The organism is Agrobacterium sp. 20P9.1.2 (assembly GCF_057799395.1).
The window spans coordinates 347,860-368,452 of the sequence record NZ_JBYOKI010000003.1 but is presented as its reverse complement, the minus strand read 5'-3'; the positions used below and the strand labels follow the sequence as shown (position 1 = coordinate 368,452).

Here is a 20,593-nt window from a genome sequence, read left to right as displayed (position 1 = left end):
CAGACTTGCCGGAGCGGAACGACCGGGCCATTGTGCGCGGAAAGCGAAACGATTTGCCTTGAGGGAGGACAGAGTTGATTTCCAATCCGCGCGCGTTTCTAGAGGAGCTGTTTTTTGTAGCGGTGAAGGCAGCCGACCCCTATGAGGCGATCCTTCGCCACCTGCCGGAACCGCCCAAGGGGCGCACCGTCGTCATCGGCGCGGGCAAGGCGGCAAGCCAGATGGCGCAGGCCTTCGAGCGCGCCTGGCCGCACCCTTTCGATGGGCTGGTGGTGGCGCGCCACGGGCCGGTGGCTGAATGCCAGCGCAGCAGAATTCTGCAATCCGCCCACCCGGTGCCTGACGAGGCGGGGATTGCGGCAGCGCAGGCGCTGATGGTGCATGTCAGGGGGCTGACGGCGGATGATCTCGTCATCGCACTGGTTTCCGGCGGCGGCTCGGCACTTTTGCCTGCACCGCCCGAAGGTTTTTCGCTGGCCGATGAGATTGCACTCAATGAAGCGCTGCTGGCTTCCGGCGCGCCGATTTCAGCCATGAATGTGGTGCGCAAGCATTTCTCCCGCATCAAGGGCGGCAGGCTGGCGGCGCTGGCGCATCCGGCGCGGGTCGTCAGCCTCGTGGTATCGGACGTACCGGGCGACAACCCTGCCTTCGTCGCCTCCGGCCCGACGGTGCCGGATGAGAGTGATGCGCAGGATGCACTGCGCGCCATCCGCGATTATCGCATCGACCTGCCGGAGCGCATTGTCCAGAGCAACCGCAGCGCGGTGGCTCCCAAGCCTGACGACGCGGCCTTTGCCGGACACGAAGTCCACGTCATAGCCTCGGCGCGCGTCTCGCTAGAGGCGGCAGCCGATCTTGCCCGCAGCCAAGGCGTTCACCCGCTGATCCTCTCCGATAGTATCGAAGGCGAGGCGAGAGACATTGGACGTATGCATGCGGCACTGGCGCGCGAGTTCGCGGCAAGCACCGCTTTCGACAAGTCTATGGTCCTGCTCTCCGGCGGCGAAACCACGGTTACCATCGGCAGCGGACGTTACGGCAAAGGTGGCCGCAACGCCGAATTCCTCCTCTCCGTCGCCCTCGACCTGCAAGGAGCCTCCGGCATCACCGCGCTGGCGGCTGATACGGATGGCATCGATGGGTCTGAAAACAATGCGGGCGCATTTGCCGATGGCGACAGCATAAGCCGCATCCGCGCCGCCGGCGGCGATGCCCGAGCGCTGCTTTCCGGCCATGATGCGTGGTCTGCATTCGATCTGGCCGGTGACCTCTTCGTGCCGGGACCGACGGGAACAAATGTGAATGATTTCCGGGCGTTTCTGCTGGAGTGATTTTTGGAGGTGGGGTGTTTTAGGCACTAACTCCCGTCTCGGAATGGGTGTGCTGCGTTACCGGATGGGGTCTGCTGACGTCCGACCAATAGACCCGCATCAAAAACCGCTTGCCTTTGCCTGCAATATGGCCGTTAAGGATGCGAAATCTGGCCGGAAGGTATTTTCTGGCCAAGAAACACGTTTGCGGCATAGCCATGGAGAGCCGAGATTATCAAGATAATGGTATTGCTGCACAGCGCCAACGGCGTCGAATGGCAGTCACCGCCGAAAGGCACCGGCCTGAAAACGCTGGCCGAAGCCGAAGAGCAGGGCTTCATCCAGATTCGCGGCGAGTTTCAAAAACGACAGTTCCGGTTGACGAGCCTGGGTCTGGAATATGTCAACCGCGACAAGCGCCGGTTGGAAGCACGGCGGACGTGAATGGATTTGGCTGGATAGGCTTGGTGGCACCAACACAGCCTCCTCAGGCCGCGCCCTTATGCAGCGCTGCCGCTGTGCCAGCCGGATCGACGGAAATCACCTTCAAGTAAGCCCGAGCGGGTTGATCCGGTTCGCTGCGGCTTTGCTCCCAATCCCGCAATGTCCCAAGTGGGATTTGGTAGCGAGCCGAAAACTCTTCCTGAGTGAGCCGAAGCGCCCGGCGGATGACTTTAACCTGCGGCATACGAGGAGCAGACCGAAGTTGCTCTTGCGTCATAGGCGGATTGTCAGCATCGGATTTCGCGTTTGCTTCCGCTTCTTCGTCGGTCATGGCTTCGAGGCAGGTCCACTAGTAATTCATATGATTCAGGTATTTCCACACCCGTCTTTTGTTTCTTGTTGCCTAAGCGTGCTCAGTCGTCTTGGTGAGAAAACAGATCGTATTCCTTTTTTGTGTAATGCTGGTCGAAATTTTTTATTATGTTCGGGTTATAGAAATTCTTGCTGCTGCTGCCTTTCTTGCTTGGATCAAGGTATCTTTTGAGGCAGAGCTTCGCATCTTTTTCTAGAGTTTTCCTAAGCGTATGATATGTGGAATTTATAATAAAGTTCGAATATCGCTTCCTCAGCTTGCCGCAAAGCGTGTTGTAATCCCATGCATATGCAGGCGGAACCTTTCCATCTTCAACGATTAAAGTCAGATCCGGATCGACATTCACAATAGATGCCTTAACAGCATCATCAGCTTTACTCTTGATAAGGTCGAATTGTACCTTCACTGAGAATGAATAGTCGGACGAAATTGACGCTAAACCAACTTCTGATGCCTTCATATGCGCAAGGAATTTTATTACCGCGTCAGGAGATTTCTTGGCAATCGCCTCCACTTCATTTTGATCAAGATTGAATGAAATTGGAATTGAGGCGATGTTGAGATCCGAAAAGCTGACGGAAAACCACTTCTGAATTGAAATGACGTAATTTTTTACTGATGCAAGTGAGATTTCCACGAGTGCTTGTTTCAGAAGCGGGTTGTCATTGATGAAATGGGTCGCGCTGTCCCTGATATCTACAAGTGCTTCGATGTTTTTTAAGCAGTGTTGGTCAATCCGGTTCACTGGATAGCCAGCAACTATATTACAGCATTTTTCGAGACCAATAGTCATTGGCGAACCCGACTTAGTTGTCTTCAACTCCTTGAATTTACTGGGAGTTCCATCCTTCCTTCTTTTGTGACGAAACTCGTGTAGACTTGAAACTTTTCCGTTGTTAGCTTGCATGATGCGAGCCTTAAGAAGTAACTCCCAAGCATTTATCATAAGTATTGAAAAAGACTCCTCTCGATACTGACACGATGCTCTGTTGTAAGTCTCGATAGCCGCCACACATGCAGCCCGCGATTTCTCTACCAGCTTAAAATACCCTGCACGTCTCAAAGCGACTCCCAGCGTTCGAATCTTTACTGATTGATGTCCAGCCAGGTTTCAACGTTACGTTTATTTTTTCAATACTAAAATATGCCCAATTCCCAAGAGAATAGCCTCGAGAATGGTTGTTGGATTTATTTCATAAAAAATCTCCGGGCACTTATGGTGCCCGGAGATTCATAATGTGAGTTTTTTGTCGCGTCCAACCAAAATAGCCTCCCGCCACTACTTACCCCCACTGAAAATACTTAACTATTTTCTGCCCATCTAAACAACATTCCCCCGGTCCAAATAGAACACGCTCCCGACCGGATAAAACAAAGCCCGACATAATAGCCGGGCTATGTTTTGCTACATGCTTTTGAGTTTCGGCAGGTTTTGCCTTCGGTAGAAGGTAGCGCCGACTTCCCCACGGGGAAAGGCAGGTTCGACCCCTAGGCTTGTAAGCTCCGATTTCACCAACCTCGCTATGCGATTAAGCGACCTCGACAGAAGATGAAGGGATACGAACTCTTGCTCGAAACGCGCTATTGCCTCCTCTGAAACGACTTGTTGCTTCCGGCGCTTGACCGGGTTGATAACGAGTTCCGACGGAAGGTAGTTCAAATCAACCAGACGCCGGATTACCCCGTCACCGATCTTCATCCTCTTGGAGACAGCGTGTAGGCTAAGATGTCCGTGATCGGGAAGCCGGACAAGCTCGGCGATTTCCTCCAGGTCGTATAGCAAACGTCCTAGTCCAACTCCCTGATCGACGAACGCTACCCTCGTAAGCCGCCCTTCAAGTAGGAGGTCGATGACGTCAGAAAATTTGCAGTTAGCCTTGCGGACGATCATTGAGATAGGAAGAAGTCCTTCTGATGAGCCCAGGGGCACCGTAGACTTCGAAATCGCCATCTCGATGAACCGAGCAATCTCCGCGGGTTCATATAGCGAGTGAATGTTCGGGCGGTTCGTAACCGCGAGCGGCCGGATATGATGCTTGGCAAGACTTTTCCACATCGCCACGCTGATCCCAAGCCGATCCCTGGCAGTTTCCCAGTCGACTCCATCGCCGACATCCTCCATCAATTTTCTTAACTCGCCAGCCTTCATCAGCGTGCGTTCGGGCGTAGATCCGCTTCCAGGTATGATTATCCCTGCGCTCTTGGCCAGCTTGTGCATGGTCTTCCAGTGCATCCGGTATTCCAAAGCGGCGGAATGCACGGAGTGTATCTGACGCCTTTTTATCGATCCGAAGAGATAGTCGCCCTCGCCGAAGGGAAGGGTCTCGACAGCTACATCATGCATTATTTTTCGGATTGGATCGTACACCTCGTCGTCGATCTCGCGATCAAGATACTGATAGAGCCGTCCGTATATTACGCCTCCTCCCACGTGGCTCCTCGATTTCCAGAACGGCTCTAGGCAAGTCCTAAGGTGGGCCTCGAATGACTTTGGGCCTTTGCTCAATACGTCAAAGCCAACCTGCGAGGCGTCGGCCCAATCGGCTTCGGACCTATGTTCGGACATGAACATCTTGTCGAACAACTCCATCGCGCCGAGCGTCTCGCAAAGGCGGGCGACCATGTACAGCGGAAATTCGTCGATCCATAAAGTTGCTCTGTTGCCGCCTGTAATTCTGTCTTCGAGGTAACGTTCGAAGGGGGTATAGGCCTGCTTTGGAAGATCGGCATCAAGGTCTTTGCGTACTTTATCTATCATCCTGACAACGTCGTGCTGGATGGCAGGAAGAAAATCGCGTTTATTGATGGTCTGAAGCCCGACTTCATGTTTCCTGCAGGCGCGTATGAAGCTCAAGCACCAGATTTTCCTCCCGTACGGACGCGTCGGTTTCGGGCCCGATCCGTGCTCAATATCCTCCAGCAGGCATCTAGGACAATACCGAAGACGGGCGGTGGAGTAGGAGCGCGCTAGGATCACCTCTCCCTTTGCGTTTGCCAGACTATCGAACCTCTGAGGATACCCTCGATCTGCAACGCGCGGCTCTAGCCCTGCCAAGAGCATTAGTCTCTCTATTTCGCTGGTGCTGCCAGAGATGATCTTCTGAACATTGAGACCCACATTCGAGCAGAACGCACGCATGCTGGAGTCCCCGTTTGCGGCAGCCAGCCTGGAGCAGAAGCTCGGCACTGTCTCATCTCCATAAAATTCTACCGTCATACCAAGCTGGTTCATCGTGGACGATCTCCGGTCTTCGGCTTGCTGAAGCCGGCGTTGTCCTGAGTAAACGTCGTCGGCTTCTCGTCTTTTTCGTTCCTGACCAGCATCTTGGCGGCTCCCCCTTGAACGTGTCTCCAGGTCGAGACTTCGAAAATGTTGTCATGCGGCAGGCACCGCGTTGCGTTGTGATAAGCCTGCGCGAAGTCCGCGATCAGGACCTCGCCGCGACCGGCCCTGATCGACACCTCGACAGCGGATCTGATCTGCTCGATGATAGATCCGGCATTGCCAGCGCACCCGTGGATCAGTTTTTGAGCCACAAAGACGATGTTCTCGGGAGTGAAGTCCTGCGGGTTCATCACGAGCCCCGCATGATCTTCGATGATCTCCTTGAGCCAGGTCTCGACGCGGGCGGTTTTGTCGTGTGGCACAGGCGACAACTCAATGATCTCGGAGCGAGCCTCCATCTGTTCGTCGCGGTTTCTCAACTCGGCCAACGGATACACGCCGACCATGATCATCCTGATTGGCCAGTCATCAGCATCGACCAGCGAAATAATATTGTCCGATACTTCCTGGAGGTCAGTCGGGTTATCGAGCCTCATCATTCGCTGAGCCTCGTCCAGAAGGATCCATCGCGCTCGGCGGAACCTGATCTGTTGTTCGAACAGCGGCCAGGCACGTGACTTTAAAATATCGGGCTTTACGGGATAGCTCATATCTCTCAGGAATCTGATCGCCATGTTACGTTGAGGACAAGGGGACGGCGCCGTACTAGACAACATCTGCATGGCGTGTCCGTATTCGTCGTCGTAAGACTGGAACGCAGGGTCACCAGCCAACGCAGTCTCGATCAAACGGCTTTTTCCCGCATTGGATTCGCCGACGATAAAAAGGATCTTGGCCTTCTTTTCGCCTTTCGTCGAAACAAGACTACGCTTCATGGCCTTGAGGTGGTCTTTTACGAGTGCGTCACGAGGGGTGGAGCAATTTCTCATGCGGATCGCGTCCATGCGTGCGGCAAGCTGTACATCGTCTTGATCCATGACCGCTCGAAGGTGTTCGTTGGCCTTGTTGCGCCTCTCGTCGATGGGGCTTCGTCCATGTATTGGGTCAGACATCAGTGTTCCTCTGTGTAGCGAGCTGAAAATCTCGTCGGATACTGTTGGGCGGTCTCATCCTTCGTCTCATGCGCCTCTGCACCTTTCTTGGAGCGCTTGCGCTTGGACTTGACGGGTTCGCCATACTTCGCCGCAACCGCAGCCTCGCTCTGGCTTGCCGCAACCTCGAGATCGTCGGCGTCCGGCTCGTCAGCCAGGCCCCACGCCTCTGCGAGAAAAGGCACCATCGAGAAGTCCTGCGTTGAGAGCTGGCGCGTGTATGTGGACACTTCAACGACCCGCATGGGTCGCTGGATATGCTTTTCCACCCGATCCACGTGCTCCTGCGTGATGATGGGGGAGGCGATGCTGTGGATCATCCGTGCAACTTCGGCATAGTTGTCGATCGCGAGGATGGCGTCGTCCACGTGTTCGAGAGTGCGGTCTGTGTACGCCACGTCGATAAGCTGCAGTTCGTGGAGCAGGGTCGTCGCCTTCCAGTACGACATTCCCTTCATCCGTTCGAGCCGCGCACGAACCCGGTAGCTCAGGCCTGTCTCGTCGAAAGCCGTGATTTCGCCCAGGTCCCAGATGTCGATGCGGATGTTCACCTTGACCGCTGTTCGGTTGCGGCGCATTCCCTGGATTTCCAGGCTTTGATAGAAGAAACCCATGACCTCGATCCCCTCGGTGGTGATCACGCGTTCCAAGTTGAGGCCGTAGATGTGGCGTCTGTGGAACGAAGTTGGAGGCGGGGGCGGCGGCTTGATGGCGCATCCTTCGTCCCAAGCTTGGCGACGTGACATGCCTCCAAGCTTTCCAGTGCTTTTTATATTGTGGTAGATGTCGACAATCGCCCTTAAGAAGACGGCTTCCAGCATCGCGGGGTCGACGGATGCTCCCTTAGTCGGATCACGGTCTCCTCGTTTTACAACGTTGGAAAATGTTTGGCCGCTGAAGCTCTGCAGCGTAAGTGCGGACAGGATGCCGAACACCCGCTCCATCGTGCCTCTCAGCCATGGCTTTTTCACAGGAGGATGTAGCTTCGATGCGCTCGCGTCGGTGATTGTGGTGATCACGGCGTCGCTTGCGTACCACGAGGCGCAGTCCAATCTGACCTTTCGCAATCCGACCGTCTGCGACCAGTCCGACTTACACCCCGCGTTCTGCGCGATTTGAGTTTTGTTAATGGTGACCAGTTCGAATACTGCGCGTGCGGTATCAACCGAAGGGTGGCGGGTGTGGAGCTTGAATGACAGGAAATACCCAGTGGCATGATCGACGACCGCAGAGCACCAAAGGCGAGCTCTCCTGAAAGCTTCTTGCTCGTCCTCCGAAAGGTCCTTCATGACGCCGAGAATTTCCAAGAGTGCGACGATGTCCAGACGACACTCGTCGGCCTCCACAAGATCCATCGGCAGACCGCGGTCCTTGCCGATCACGATATTGTATTTCGCCTTAGCCTTTGCCTCTCCATATCTACCGAGATAGATCGCGAAATCGGGGATCGCTGCGACGCGATTGTAGAAAGTCGATCGGCTGCCGAGATCGAGCTGCATTCCGGGCGGACGATGCTTGTTGAGGCGTCGCTCAACTGCCTTCATCAGTCTGAAGAGATAGTCGACGTTCGGCTCGGTGCTTGAGCAAACGCGCCATACAAAGCGTCCCTGCAGCTCGCGCTCCTCTGTGCTGAACTTGGATACTTTCTCTTCCAACCCGCGCCCGTCGATCAAGGCCCTTGCGTCGCCGCCGGCCTTGTCGAGCTTGGATGACCACTTCGCCACCGTATCGTAGGGCGGAGGTTCGCCGATTGATGGCAGCTTGTTGTAATGTATCCTGACGTCCACGCCGAGCGCTGCGAGCTTGGTCATGTCTTTGTAGTCGCGCATGAAATCGGCGCGAATTTCGGCCATGATGAAAGCGCGGCGGTCGTGCGGAATTCCGCCTATCGCTTCGCGCTTCTGCCGCAGCAGCATGATCCAAAAGAGCTTCCTGCCGATCTTCTGCTGTTGGCGGATCGGCAGATCGCGTGCGTAGCGTGCGATAAGGTCAAAAAGATCCTTGCGCCTCGGGTCGTAGTAATTTCGCTCCACGACCAGTTCGTCGCCGTCTAGGGCCGCTTTGATCTCGTCATTGTCCATGATAAATGGACTCCGATCTCCCTCCTTGCGGACGAAAGCCTTTTTATCCTTCCCGTCGATCTCTAAAGTGATCTCGATCTCGTCGAGATGAATTCGATCATAGCGACCGAATTCGAATGGGTTGCTCGCCATGACAAGCCCCCGTCAGTGCCGCGTGGTCGCCACGACGCGGGCGGCGTCGGTGAACCGGACGCCGGGCCTCTCGATCTGTGCCAGTCCATCGAAATGGAGGCAAAGGAGCGCGTTCCAAACGGCGGCATCCTCGGACAATTTGTCCTGCAGGCGCCAGATCTCAATTGGCCTACCTGTGGATCTCAGCGCTTCGAGGACCAGATCGCAATCTTTCTGGCAGCGCGCAGACCTAGCCTCGTTGATGTCCACAGCGTTCCAACCCTTGGCGTTGGTGATCTGCATCTCACAAAGAACGAGAGATTGATGGGCATAGCGCGGAAAATGAGCCGCACCGATTGCTTCGACCTTCCGGAATGTCTGATCGGATGCAAGCTGATCGTGTGGCTTGACCGCATACGCAGTACGGAAGTTTCGGTCGTCGGTTCCGCGAAAATCGAAGGTATGCGTGGCTTCGACGCCGTCCAAGACGAAGCCAAGCGCTGGTGGCTGATCCTCGACGAGAACTGTCCGCCTCCAGGAAAGCAGCATGTTGGCGAGGTAGAATTCCAACATGCTCTCGAAGGTAAGCAGTCGGTTGCGGGCGATGTCGACCATATGTCCACGGACGGAACTTGCCGACTTCAAAGAAATCTTGCGGCTTGCCGTCGACGGCATGGGCGGCTCCCAAGCGACGTCTGTCCGATCTCCCGCTTCTTCGAACGTGAGGCCCGGATCGCTGGGCGGGGTGACGCCCACTACGATCAGACGACCGGCCGCGGGACGGTCTGCCGTCGTAACACGCCGCGATCCGCTGTTTTGGCGAATGCTTCCACGCTCTTTACGTTCCATGTAGTCGATCAGGCGGCGCTCAAGCATCTGCGCCTCCTGTTCTCGTCAAAATCCAAGACTTGATGGCCTCGATACGGATGAGCCCATGCTCTGAGTTCGGTTTGCTCATTGTTGTCTCCTTGAAATGACATGGCTTCGCCGCCGGTGCGTTCGGCGCCGTTGGGCTGTTCTGTGTTGCTTTGGAACCCGCTGGACGGGGAAGGACGCGCGATGCCCGGTTCAGCCTCCTCGGGCTGATAGGAACGCTAAAGCCGTCAGGGCCAAGCGATGTTTTCCTATCGCGAGCGTTTCACGCGGACGATGGACTCCTCTGGAGCAGGAATCCGGACTTCATCTCGTATCCTCTGCCATGAGATGCCCAGCATCATGGGCAGGTGTAGCGCGACATACTGCGCGAACTGGTCGCGGGTTGGCATCGGCACCGCGGAAGACCTGCGCACATTGAACTCGATTATCGCCAGACGAAGCTTGTCGTGAAGGGCGTCCACATCGCCGCCGCACTCCCGATGCCAGCGGTCTATCACCGCGAAACTGGCCCCGACGGCGAAGTTTTCCGGCCCCAAGTTGCCGACCCAGCCGCGGAAATGTGGATGGCGCTTACACAGTCGTGAGTAAAGATCTTCTAAAGTCATCAAGGCACAGATCCTCATTCGCAGGCGGCGTTCGCCGTCGCGTTGAAAGTGTTAAGGACAAGAGTTCCCGCTCCGGCGGCAGGTGCCGCAGGCTAGCAAAGCTCTTGGGATTTCATTGATTTAGATCAGCGTCGCCGTCTGGCGTCCGCCGCACTGTTCTTCACCATGCGTTCGTCTCCGGTTTCTCGATCGTATAACCGAAACCGGATAAGTGGTCAGGACCCCAATTGAAAAAATATCGCGGCGATTCGTTTTTTTCGCTTGGCAGCGCGTGGATGTGTGGTTCTTGGTAATTTCGGTGCACATGACAGGGTCTCCGGTTCAATGATCGAAGGGAGACCGGAAGACGGCCAAACGGCGTCGCGATCTCCGCTAGAGCGGGAAGGCCCGTATCGATATTCGGCTGCGGATGTACATGTCGTCTCTCCATCGAGAAGATCTTGACCGATGAGCGAATCGGTAACCGCATAACCCAAAATTGTCCACGGATTTATTTTAATCCGGCTGGATTGACGCCGCAGCATCGGCGCCCTGCAATGGCGCCCACGCGCGTACACGAGCACACGAGCACGCGGTTTTGTCCCATGCGTGGTACTCGCCGATCCTTCCACCAACGAAACAGTTGGAGGAAGCCGTGAAGTACATCAGAAACCGGATGATGGAATTCCGCGAACGTATTGGCCCACTGCTCAAGGAGCTGAACCTTCGTGCGCAAACGCAGGAGAACAACGGCGGCATCGAAGTCTATTTCGTGCCCCGCAAAAAGGAACTTGACCCGTTTCTCTCACACAGCACCGTCTCCATCTTTTTTGACGACAGGAAAGCGACGGGTCTGCCGGAAGCGACTTGGGAAAGGGCGTGTCTCAGTGTCGAGCAGCATGAGCGCCGACCCATCGGCGATACCGGCTGGTACCATCGTCGTTGGTGGGATTCGAGGTTCTGCGAGCTACCGGCCGAACCCGAAGCGATGTGGCAGTTCATCGAGCAAAACTTCAGGGAGCAGCCGTTCGTGACCATGGAGATCGGATCGGACGAGATCAAAAGCGAAGAGCTTTATGATGCTTACCAGAACATCGTAAGGCTTCCAGAGCATCTGCGCATAGAAGGATTGGCGATCGAGCAGCAGTTCACCGACGAAGGGCTAGTCGAAAGCATCGTGTTTGACGACGTTCATGGCCGACAGGTCATGCTCGAATTCCATCAAACCGGGGCGAAATGTCGAGCGTTCGTAGATGGAGAACCTGTCGGCTATTTTCACAATTCTCGCGAAAGCACTGTCGCGACGATGGCGTATTTCCTATACGCGGATAAAAGTGGGCGAGCGGGGTCTCACCTACGATACTGACGCCGGCCCGATGCGGTTTGCTCAAGCTGGGTGGGGGAGGAGGATTCGAACGTATCCCTATCCGCCACTAAACCGTCGACAACGTCGCGCAACATTGGTCTACGTTTGGCATTCGGCTCGACGTCGGCCTCCGGTTCGCCGGCGAGGATTCGATGCGCTTTCTTCAAGCCCTCGGTCTCCTGCCAGGATCTAGCTATCCTACTACGTAGTGGTCGGTACCCTATCCTTTCCTCGTCGATCAGCGCCTCCGAGAGTGCGGCGTCGAGATCGATACACAGTCCAGTTAGCGCAGCCCGGATCGCGAGTGCGATCGCCTTCGCCATCACAGGGGGGAAGGCGTCCGCTACCATTTTGAAGTTGCCTATCCCGGTCGCATGGAAGGCCCAATTTCTCGGGAAACCTTGAGCGCATGCCCAAGCCTCCAGCGTGTATCTAGGCTTGAAATCGCAGCCGGAGACCTCGTCCAAAGTGGGCGCTTCGACAGCATAGGAGGACGTGTCGAATCCATACTTCAACCAGTTCGCTAACCGGTCTGACCGTTTCTCAGACGATGTTTTGGTAATCGTCGGGAGATAGTCCTCGGCGTGTTGCTTACGCCAAGATTCGGCCCATCGGTCGTAGCGATCCTGGACGCTCCCTGACCTCACGGAATGCCTCAAATGGCTCGGTGTTTCGTGTTTGATGATAACCGGCCCCAGACCTTGCGAGACACGTCTGTATAGCGGGCGCTTCAAGACCGGTGGAAGGAATGTTCCTTCCACGTCGTTGCGAATCCCGACTATCAGAAGCCGTCGACGATCCTGGGGGAGGCCGAATTCCTTTGCGTCAAGAGTGAAGACGTCAACCTTGTAATCGAGTTCCGCAAGCTCCGCGCAGATGCTTGCGAGATAGACCGCGTGCGCATCGTGGCTCATACCTGGGACGTTTTCGAACATGAACGCGCGCGGCTGTATCAAGCGTACTGCTCGGATCATCTCAGGAAATAAGTTCTCGTCGTGGTGGCGACCAGTGCGGGTACCCGCCTGGGAAAAAGGTTCGCACGGCGGACCGGCGGCAAGCAGGTCAACACCGTGGTATTGGAGTAGTTCGGAGTCCGAGACCTCTCGAATGTCGGCCCTGCGAACCTTCCATGACGGCCAGTTCTTTCTGAGCGTCCGAGCTCGCTTATGGCTTTTCTCGTATAGAGCCACGTGACTAAAGCCGGCCGACATCAATCCTATTGCCTGGCCGCCCGCGCCTGCGCAGAGCTCGACGGCACTCAGCGCTTTCTGTGATTGGGTCGCATGAGGGCCGTCTTCATATGAAAGGGTCTGCTCGGATGCAAGGTACAGGAGGGCGTCGGTCATTTCGGTCGCCAGGATCATCGATGGATCTCCCTCAAAGGCAAAACCACCCCGGTCACCAAATGCGCCTGTGGCGAATCTTTCGAGAGCTGTTCCGGCTTTCTTCAGCGCCTCTTCGTGCGATCCGGGTTGCCCGGCGATCAAGGATTCGACACGACCTAGATACTGCTCGAAATGCTTCAGTGATGCCTTGGCTAGCTTCATCACCTTCGAGTAGGCAGCGAGATATTCCTTCCTGAGTATAGCCGGTTCGAATTCTTCCGAGATGTCCCTCGGGAAGTGATCCCAGCGGAATTGGTTCACTGCGTGGATCAACGTGTCGACAGAGGACTCGATCAGCCGGAACGCCCTTGGCGACGCCTTGATCATCGTGGATTCGAGGAGCCTCGAACGCTTTGCTTCCGACCTCTCGTGATCGGTCATCGATGTGAAACTTGCGAAGGATTCGAGCTTATCGAGGGCGTCTTCGTCCACGCTCTTACCAGCACCCTGAAGGTCCAGCGCTTCACTGCAGATCTCGTGTGTAACGCCGTGTAAAACAAGAGCCGCGCGTGGCGAGACCTTGGCGGTGATTTCGCGCTGTTTTAAGATTTGTGCAAGCGCACGAAATGTCGCGAGCTGATGACGACCGACACCCGATCGGATTTTTAAAAGAGAGGCAACAAACTGCTCGTCACCAAGTGCATCGAGCCTGTTGATGAGCGGGGCCGACTTGGCGAAGACGGTGGATATCTTCTCGACGATGTCGCCGATCGCATCTGCTGTTTCCAAAATCCACTTCTCGTCCGCTGACTCGTAATCTTGCATCGTCGAACTCCCTCTCGACGCACGCGTATCAGACATCGATTTCGACTTTCGAAAACGACATGGTTAAATTTACACAGTCCTCCCAAAAGGATTTGCATGCGGTGAGACTTCAAAAGGAGCGCGCTCAACGCGGAGGAGCGGAACTGGAAGTATGGGTCTCGTCATTATCGGCGCGCGTGAAATCAGAGGCGGCACTCAGTGGTAAGACTAGAAAACAGGTCCTGTAGATGGTGAGTTTATCTTGGGCAGAGTTATCGGCTCCTGTGGATCCACCGCCCATTCGTCGGTGAGGGGGTTATAGACACCCGGTAGTCGAAAGTGGCGGTGGATCTCGGCGAAATCGCTGTCGGTTGTTAGGATAGGCGTACTGTAGGTTATTGCGACCGCTGAAATCATTAGGTCGTGGCTGACCCGTTGGCGTCTTTGAATTGGGTTTGGAAACCAGAATTTTTTCAGCGCCGGACTAGCCATCATCTGCGCAAGTATGTCCTCTGTTTCACGCCCCAATCCCAAATAGAAGAAATTCGATTGTTCAATATCCTCAATCGCCCGTAGGACACGAGCTTTTGTGTCCTCGTCTCTTGAAAGATAAAGACCGCGCTTTATCTCCATTAGAACTGGAAAGCATATGCACAGGTGGGCGACTTCGGAGGCTTCCGCCAGCCAATCTCTTAGGCCTTCAGGTGGACGCTTCCTTGCACGAGCGCTGAGGATCGTCGTGTCCAGAAGCAGCATCCGCCTATTGGATTTAGCATCCTGTTTTAGCATCGTCTTTCCAAAGATCGATTTGCCGTTGTCGGCAGAAAACAGTACAATTGAACCGGCGTCAAAATATTTGGTCTCATGGGACTTTGAAGGTACCAACTCGTATGAATAAGGCGTGGACTCGGCAGCAAGCGGAAAGTGACCCGAAAGAGCTGTTCGACGCGTCAAAAGACGGTCCGCAGATCATAGAGGATGTCGACGGTCACTTCGTTCTGACGTTTAGCCGCACGGGGAAGATGCCTGTAAAGGACTGGGCTAAACTCCCAGGTACCCTAGATGACGACGAAGAGTTGTAGTGTCTCTTCCCACGACGACTTGCTAGAGTTCCAGCGATGTCTAGCGCGTCTCCCTACGGGTTTCTGCACGGTGGAATTCGAAGGTGATAGGTGGGGTGTAACAGTACGCCGATCCGACGATCAAAGACGCATCTGGCTCTACGCTGAGCAGCTCTCTGGTAACGACGTCGTTTCGTTCAACTTTTATCTCGCATCAGGGAGGCGTCCTACTCTCAAGCCCTGCGAAATGTCTTCTGCGAAAGTGGTGATTTTTGTGGTGAACCTCTGCCCTCAACCAGACGACGCGCTTTCAAACTAGAAGCGGTGGGGTAGGAAACCTCTTTCAAGCAGTCTGCGCCTCGGCCCGGCGATCACAAGCCAAGTTCTAGCTGTGGGGTTTGTCCAACGTCCTCGTTGCTGAGTGACGACAGCGTGACACCGACAAGCCGGATTGGCCTTCTGAATGGAAAGACAGACGCCAGCAAAATTTCAGCGGCATCGATGAGCATCTCGGCGCTTGAGACACATGAGGACAGTGTCTTGCTCCGTGTCGCCTGGGTAAAATCCGAATATTTGATTTTGACAGTCACCGTTTTTCCGGTGATGTCGTGCGCTTCGCAGTACCGCCAGACCTTTTCGGCCAAAGGGCGCAGCTCGGCTTGAGCAAGATCGAGCGGGTCGATGTCCTCGACAAACGTATCTTCGGCGCCGACGGATTTTCGGATGCGGTTGGCCTTGACCTGCCGCTCATCGATGCCGCGGGCGATGCCGTAGAAGTATGGGCCTGATTTGCCGAAATGTTGTTGCAGGAAGGAAAGTGGTTTCGATTTCAGATCCAGGCCCGTCTCAATGCCATGCCGTTTCATCCGCTCGGCCGTTGCAGGGCCAACCCCGTGGAATTTCTTCACGGGCAGGGCCTCGACAAAGCCTGGTCCGTTCTTCGGAGTGATCACCGCCTGGCCGTTGGGTTTGTTCAGGTCGCTCGCCATCTTCGCCAGGAACTTGTTATATGAGATGCCAGCAGAAGCATTGAGGCCAGTGACCTCCTTAATCTTCGCGCGGATTTCCAAAGCGATGTCAGTAGCGATCCCCATGCCTTTCAGGTTCTCGGTGACGTCGAGATAGGCTTCATCGAGTGAAAGCGGTTCGATGACAGGTGTGTACTGCGCAAAGACTTCGCGGATTTGCTGGGAAACCTGACGATAGACCTCGAAGCGAGGGGGCACGAAAATCAGGTCAGGGCATTTTCGTTTGGCGGTGACTGATGGCATGGCTGAATAGACGCCGAAGGCTCTTGCCTCGTAACTCGCGGCTGCCACGACACCGCGGGCAGCAGATCCACCGACCGCCAGCGGCTTGCCACGGAGCTCCGGATTGTCACGTTGTTCGACGGAGGCGTAGAAGGCATCCATATCCACGTGAATGATCTTGCGAACGGGGTGCATGTCAGGGCCTTACCGATCGACCTTGTGCTTCCCAGAGAAGTCGATTTGCTCCCGAGCCGGGTCGATGCAACGTGATCTCTTCACAGCAACAGCCCTTCTTCCGGCAGGTCGGGTTTTGTATCCGGAGGCACGATGACCAGCATGTTGCCGGGCAGGGGTCTCTGAAGGTGACGCGCCTCGTCCCAAGGTGCCGTCAGCCACGTATCGACTTCTTCCGGCGTCGTCAGGATAGCTGGCATGGCCTTTTCGTGGATGGGTGAGACAATCTCGTTGGGCGACGTTGTCAGGAAGCCAAACAGTTCAAATTCCTGCTCTCCGTCTCTGACTTTGCGAATGCCTTTCCAAGGCGTCCAAAAGCCTGCGAAGAACATCAAGGGTTTGGTCTCATCCTTGGCAAACCAGGCATTCGGGACGCGTCCGCCGCCGACCTTGCTTGCAGGATCCGGTTCCGCAAAGGACGTGAAGGGAACGACGCACCGACTGGTCGGTCCGAGCCACCGCCGCCAATGTGGAGAGCCGACGTTGCGGATATTGGTGACGCCGGGATCGTAGTTCTTCACGTAGGCCGGAGGTGAAGGCATGCCCCATGTTGCCCGGACGATCTCTCTTTGACCGTCTTCCGCGACGCGGACAATGGGAGCCTGGTAGCCGGGGTAGACGTCGAAGCTTGCCTCGTTCCACCCGGCCAGATCGCGGAATGCCTTGGTGAACTGCAGGACAGCGTCACGCGTTGTTGTTACGTTGTAGAGGTTACACATCCCTCACTCCTATTTCCACATGCCGCGCATGCGTGCGCCGACATCGATGCGGATCTGCTGGGCACTGCGTTCAGATGCAGCGGCCGAGACTTTCGGCCAAGCCATCGCTTCGAAATATTGCAGCAATGTCGCGGGGATGAACCTGGACCGAGATGCATAAACGTGCCGGTCGCCCTGCGAGTTCTGACCATGTGTGAAAAATCGTTGCGGCGTGATCAGCGACAGGCTGTCCTTGGCCCGCGTCATGCCGACATAGAGCAGACGCCGTTCCTCCTCGATCTCCTGCGTCGTTCCTGTCCCCAGGTCCGACGGTATGCAGCCATCGACAACGTTGAGCATGAAGACGGAACGCCATTCCTGTCCCTTGGCCGAGTGGATGGTCGACAGGATCAGATAGTCTTCGTCGAGCAATGGTACGCCCGCCTGATCGCTGGTGGCATCCGGCGGGTCGAGCGTCAGCTCGGTCAGGAAACGTTCGCGCGAGGGATAGCCGCTGGCTATCTGCTCGAGCTGCAGGAGATCGGCCTTGCGAGTATCGGCGTCTTCATGGATGCGGTCGAGATGGGGTTCGTACCAGAGACGGGCCTGCGCGATATCCGACGGCCAGCCTTCCTGCGTTTTGCGAAGCCCTCCCAGCAATTGAACGAATGATGTCCAGTCTTCGCCTGTCTTCGGTGGTGGTGGAATTTCCGCGAGTGCTAGGAGCGGTTCGGGGTCGGAGGCGATGGTGTCGAGAATGGTGCCAGCTTTTTTGGGACCGATGCCCGGCAACATTTGGAGAAGACGGAAACCCGCAACCCGGTCACGCGGGTTCTGGGCGAAGCGCAGCACGGCCAGCATGTCCTTCACGTGGGCGCTGTCGAGAAACTTCAGGCCACCGAACTTGACGAAGGGGATATTGCGACGGGTGAGTTCGACTTCGAGCGTACCGCTGTGACTGGACGTCCGGAACAAGACCGCCTGTTGTTTCAGCGTCATGCCAGTCTCACGATTGGACAGAACTTGCTCGACAATGAAATTGGCCTGTTCGGTCTCGTCCTTGACGGTCACGAGTTTGGGTCGCTCGAGCGACTCCCGTTCGGTCCACAGGTTTTTGGTGAAACGCTCGCGCGCCAATTCGATCACGCCATTGGCTGCCGCCAGAATGGGCTGGGTCGAGCGGTAATTGCGATCGAGTGTGATGACATCGGCGGCAGGGCTGAAAGATGTTGGAAAGTCGAGAATGTTGCGAACGGTCGCTGCCCGGAACGAATAGATCGACTGGGCATCGTCGCCGACGACGGTCAGGCCACGCCCGCCGGGCTTGAGCGCCATCAGGACAGACGACTGGAGTTTGTTGGTATCTTGATACTCGTCGACCATGACATGGTCGAAGCGATTGCCGATATCGTCGGCGAGATCGGGATCGCTGACCATCTGCGCCCAGTAGAGCAGAAGGTCATCGTAATCGAGCACGTTCTGCGCCTGCTTGGCCTCGACATAAGCTCCGAACAATTCCTTAAATTGTTCTTCCCATGTGGCGACCCATGGATAATGCTGGCGCAGGATCTCGTTCAGCGGCGTCTCCGAGTTGACTGCGCGTGAATAGATCGCAAGACAGGTGCCCTTGGTCGGAAAGCGGCTTTCTGTTTTGGAAAATCCGAGTTCGTGCCGCACGAGGTTCATCAGATCAGCGCTGTCTTCCCGGTCGTGGATTGTGAAGTCCAGGTTGAGACCGATCTGCTCGGCATACATCCGCAGCAGTCTCGCACCGATACCGTGGAATGTACCGGACCAGACAAGGGCGTCTGTCAGGACACCGGCATTGGCACCCAGCACATTGCGGCAGATGCGCTCGACGCGGCGGGCCATTTCCGAGGCGGCTCTGCGCGAAAAGGTCATCAGGAGAATGCGGCGCGGGTCCGCACCATTGACGATGAGATGTGCCACCCGGTGTGCGAGCGTGTTCGTCTTGCCGGAGCCTGCACCAGCAATGATCAACAGAGGCCCTGCCGTGTTGCCCTCAGCCAGCCCAACGCCATGCTCGACGGCCTTGCGCTGCTGCTCGTTCAGTTTTTCGAGGTAGGCAACTGCCATAGGAGCTCGCTTGATGCAGAAAGTGGAAGGGAAGCGTTATGAACAAATGCGGAACATATATTGTCGCTGGATAATTTGGAAGGTCATTGTTCATATCTCTAAACAATCATTCACCCTGAGAGCCGTTGGTTCGAACTTACCATGAGCCAAGGCGTTGAGGTCTGTGAAAATGAGCAATTGGGAGGTGGAAATAGTGGCTGACGACAGCACCAACACAATCCGAGCGACATTTGATACACGCTCTGCCGCCAATCTAGCGGTGGAGCACCTCGTCCAGCAGCACGGCATTTCGCGTCCGGACATCTTTATTCAGTCAGCCACCGCGGAGAACACCTCAGGGTCAGTTGCATCTGGTGGCGATGTCTCGAAAAGTGGTGCGGTGCGCGGCGATGCCTCTCTCGAAGGTGAGATCGAAGTGTCCGCAGACATCCCGTCCGACAACCGTAACGGTGCCATGGCACCAAGCGCAATTACAAAGTTTTCAGCGATCAGAATGGCCTAGCGTACTTTTCTTATGTCCGCTGGTGGCGCGGAGTGGAAGAAAGCACCGTCCCAAAGCGGTCATTGATGGCCGGACGAAGCAGCCGCTTCGCGCCTTCATCTAGGTCATACAGGTTTTGCCGCCGACTTCCTGAAAGCAGTCATCGCTCCGGTTGAAGTGGGACCGGCAGTGTTTGGGACAAAGCGGCCATTCTTCAGGACCCAACTGTATGACGGCTTCCGGCACACAACCTGCCGGTCACTTAACCAACCAATTCCGAATGTTGGGCAAATCAGTGGTGCCACCCTGACAGGCCAGCGGAAACGTGCGGCGTGCGGATAGCTATTCGGGGCGCTGATAGGGCGCAACGGCATCGTTCTTCAGGTCAACGAGCGCTTGCAGCTCCTCGATCAGGCGCTTTACCCGATCCTCGCCGGGATCGGGCGTAGCGAGGGCGATCATGCCGATAATCGCAAACCCGAAATCGAGGCAGGCACAAAGGCCGCGCACTGTTTCGACGTCCGCCGATCCATACAGGCTGGTGAGGGTAACGGCGGTCATGCCGTCCGGACGGTTCTCGTCGATCGAGAGGTGGCTGGCGACGCCCTTCAAATTCGGATGCGCGCCGAAGTCAATTGCGCCTTCATAGGCGAGCTTAGCGAGGTCATAGACATCGGGTGCCATATCCTTCAGGTGGACGATGCCCTGATCGAAGGTGAAGGCTTTGCGGCATGCCTTCTTGTCGGCCTCGCTGCGATGGCGGTGTGTCCATACGTCGGCGAGGACGGGATTGCGCTCGATCAGCAGTCCGTAGCAAGCGGATTCCAAGGCGGTGCGGAGGAGGGGAAAGACTGCGGCCGCATGGCCGCTCAAGGCCATCCGGACGCCGGCAAGAAACACCATGTAGGCGTTCATTTGCAGGATGAAGCCGATGGCAGACGATCGTGTCACATGCGCCCAGAGGCCGCGGCGCAGATAATCGTCATAGCGCCGGAGCGCGGCTACCAGGCCGTCGTCTCCTTGCAGCAGCTCAGCCGCGGTTTCGTCGGCCGCAGCCATATAGCTGTCGAGGCCTTTGTCCATTTCTGCCATCAGGCCGCCGTTCGGGTCGGTCATGG

At 56.1% G+C, this 20,593-nt stretch carries 17 protein-coding genes; 4 read left to right on the top strand and 13 right to left on the bottom strand.

Annotation, left to right across the window (positions count from 1 at the left end; all coding sequences use genetic code 11):
• Window positions 1-74 precede the first annotated feature (74 nt).
• Window positions 75-1,334, top strand: coding sequence for a glycerate kinase type-2 family protein (locus tag AC27VJ_RS11065; protein ID WP_488684061.1), 1,260 nt, complete (start codon window positions 75-77; stop codon window positions 1,332-1,334).
• Between the two features lie 222 nt (window positions 1,335-1,556).
• A complete protein-coding gene (locus AC27VJ_RS11060) occupies window positions 1,557-1,757 on the top strand; it encodes a hypothetical protein (protein ID WP_113087943.1) in 201 nt (66 codons plus the stop codon).
• Between the two features lie 43 nt (window positions 1,758-1,800).
• On the opposite strand, the gene AC27VJ_RS11055 is transcribed toward AC27VJ_RS11060, so the two are convergent.
• The 7 genes from AC27VJ_RS11055 to AC27VJ_RS11025 all read right to left on the bottom strand — a co-directional run bounded on the left by AC27VJ_RS11055 (window position 1,801) and on the right by AC27VJ_RS11025 (window position 10,183).
• On the bottom strand, window positions 1,801-2,088 hold the full coding sequence (locus tag AC27VJ_RS11055; protein WP_488684060.1) for a helix-turn-helix domain-containing protein: 288 nt from the start codon (window positions 2,086-2,088) through the stop codon (window positions 1,801-1,803).
• An 82-nt stretch (window positions 2,089-2,170) separates the two neighbouring features.
• Window positions 2,171-3,193, bottom strand: coding sequence for a DUF3644 domain-containing protein (locus AC27VJ_RS11050; protein ID WP_488684059.1), 1,023 nt, complete (start codon window positions 3,191-3,193; stop codon window positions 2,171-2,173).
• Between the two features lie 342 nt (window positions 3,194-3,535).
• Window positions 3,536-5,362 carry a TniQ family protein gene (locus AC27VJ_RS11045; RefSeq protein ID WP_488684058.1) on the bottom strand — a complete coding sequence of 609 codons (1,827 nt, stop codon included), beginning with the start codon at window positions 5,360-5,362 and terminating at the stop codon, window positions 3,536-3,538.
• Window positions 5,359-6,468 (bottom strand): ATP-binding protein, encoded by a 1,110-nt coding sequence (locus AC27VJ_RS11040; protein ID WP_488684057.1) that lies wholly within the window; start codon window positions 6,466-6,468, stop codon window positions 5,359-5,361. The genes AC27VJ_RS11045 and AC27VJ_RS11040 overlap by 4 nt, the downstream gene beginning before the upstream one ends.
• Complete coding sequence (locus AC27VJ_RS11035) at window positions 6,468-8,720, bottom strand: Mu transposase C-terminal domain-containing protein (protein WP_488684056.1); 2,253 nt, start codon at window positions 8,718-8,720, stop codon at window positions 6,468-6,470. The genes AC27VJ_RS11040 and AC27VJ_RS11035 overlap by 1 nt, the downstream gene beginning before the upstream one ends.
• 12 nt (window positions 8,721-8,732) lie before the next feature.
• Window positions 8,733-9,575 carry a hypothetical protein gene (locus AC27VJ_RS11030; protein WP_488684055.1) on the bottom strand — a complete coding sequence of 281 codons (843 nt, stop codon included), beginning with the start codon at window positions 9,573-9,575 and terminating at the stop codon, window positions 8,733-8,735.
• Between the two features lie 248 nt (window positions 9,576-9,823).
• Window positions 9,824-10,183, bottom strand: coding sequence for a hypothetical protein (locus tag AC27VJ_RS11025; protein ID WP_488684054.1), 360 nt, complete (start codon window positions 10,181-10,183; stop codon window positions 9,824-9,826).
• Window positions 10,184-10,814: 631 nt separating this feature from the next.
• On the opposite strand from AC27VJ_RS11025, the gene AC27VJ_RS11020 reads away from it, so the two are divergent.
• A complete protein-coding gene (locus AC27VJ_RS11020; RefSeq protein WP_488684053.1) occupies window positions 10,815-11,525 on the top strand; it encodes a hypothetical protein in 711 nt (236 codons plus the stop codon).
• Here AC27VJ_RS11020 and AC27VJ_RS11015 read toward each other — a convergent pair.
• The 5 genes from AC27VJ_RS11015 to AC27VJ_RS10995 form a co-directional block, all read right to left on the bottom strand.
• Window positions 11,510-13,675 (bottom strand): DNA cytosine methyltransferase, encoded by a 2,166-nt coding sequence (locus AC27VJ_RS11015; protein ID WP_488684052.1) that lies wholly within the window; start codon window positions 13,673-13,675, stop codon window positions 11,510-11,512. The two genes, AC27VJ_RS11020 and AC27VJ_RS11015, sit on opposite strands and share 16 nt — an antisense overlap.
• Before the next feature lie 207 nt (window positions 13,676-13,882).
• Window positions 13,883-14,608, bottom strand: coding sequence for a type II toxin-antitoxin system VapC family toxin (locus AC27VJ_RS11010; protein ID WP_488684051.1), 726 nt, complete (start codon window positions 14,606-14,608; stop codon window positions 13,883-13,885).
• A 478-nt stretch (window positions 14,609-15,086) separates the two neighbouring features.
• Window positions 15,087-16,160: a DNA polymerase IV gene (gene dinB / locus AC27VJ_RS11005; protein ID WP_488684050.1), complete on the bottom strand. Its 1,074-nt coding sequence runs from the start codon at window positions 16,158-16,160 to the stop codon at window positions 15,087-15,089.
• Window positions 16,161-16,240: 80 nt separating this feature from the next.
• A complete protein-coding gene (locus tag AC27VJ_RS11000) occupies window positions 16,241-16,918 on the bottom strand; it encodes an SOS response-associated peptidase (protein WP_488684049.1) in 678 nt (225 codons plus the stop codon).
• A 9-nt stretch (window positions 16,919-16,927) separates the two neighbouring features.
• Window positions 16,928-18,994 carry an ATP-dependent helicase gene (locus tag AC27VJ_RS10995; RefSeq protein WP_488684048.1) on the bottom strand — a complete coding sequence of 689 codons (2,067 nt, stop codon included), beginning with the start codon at window positions 18,992-18,994 and terminating at the stop codon, window positions 16,928-16,930.
• 193 nt (window positions 18,995-19,187) lie between these two features.
• On the opposite strand from AC27VJ_RS10995, the gene AC27VJ_RS10990 reads away from it, so the two are divergent.
• On the top strand, window positions 19,188-19,496 hold the full coding sequence (locus tag AC27VJ_RS10990; protein ID WP_488684047.1) for a hypothetical protein: 309 nt from the start codon (window positions 19,188-19,190) through the stop codon (window positions 19,494-19,496).
• Window positions 19,497-19,817: 321 nt separating this feature from the next.
• On the opposite strand, the gene AC27VJ_RS10985 is transcribed toward AC27VJ_RS10990, so the two are convergent.
• Complete coding sequence (locus AC27VJ_RS10985; RefSeq protein ID WP_488684046.1) at window positions 19,818-20,591, bottom strand: hypothetical protein; 774 nt, start codon at window positions 20,589-20,591, stop codon at window positions 19,818-19,820.
• Between the last annotated feature and the right edge of the window lie 2 nt (window positions 20,592-20,593).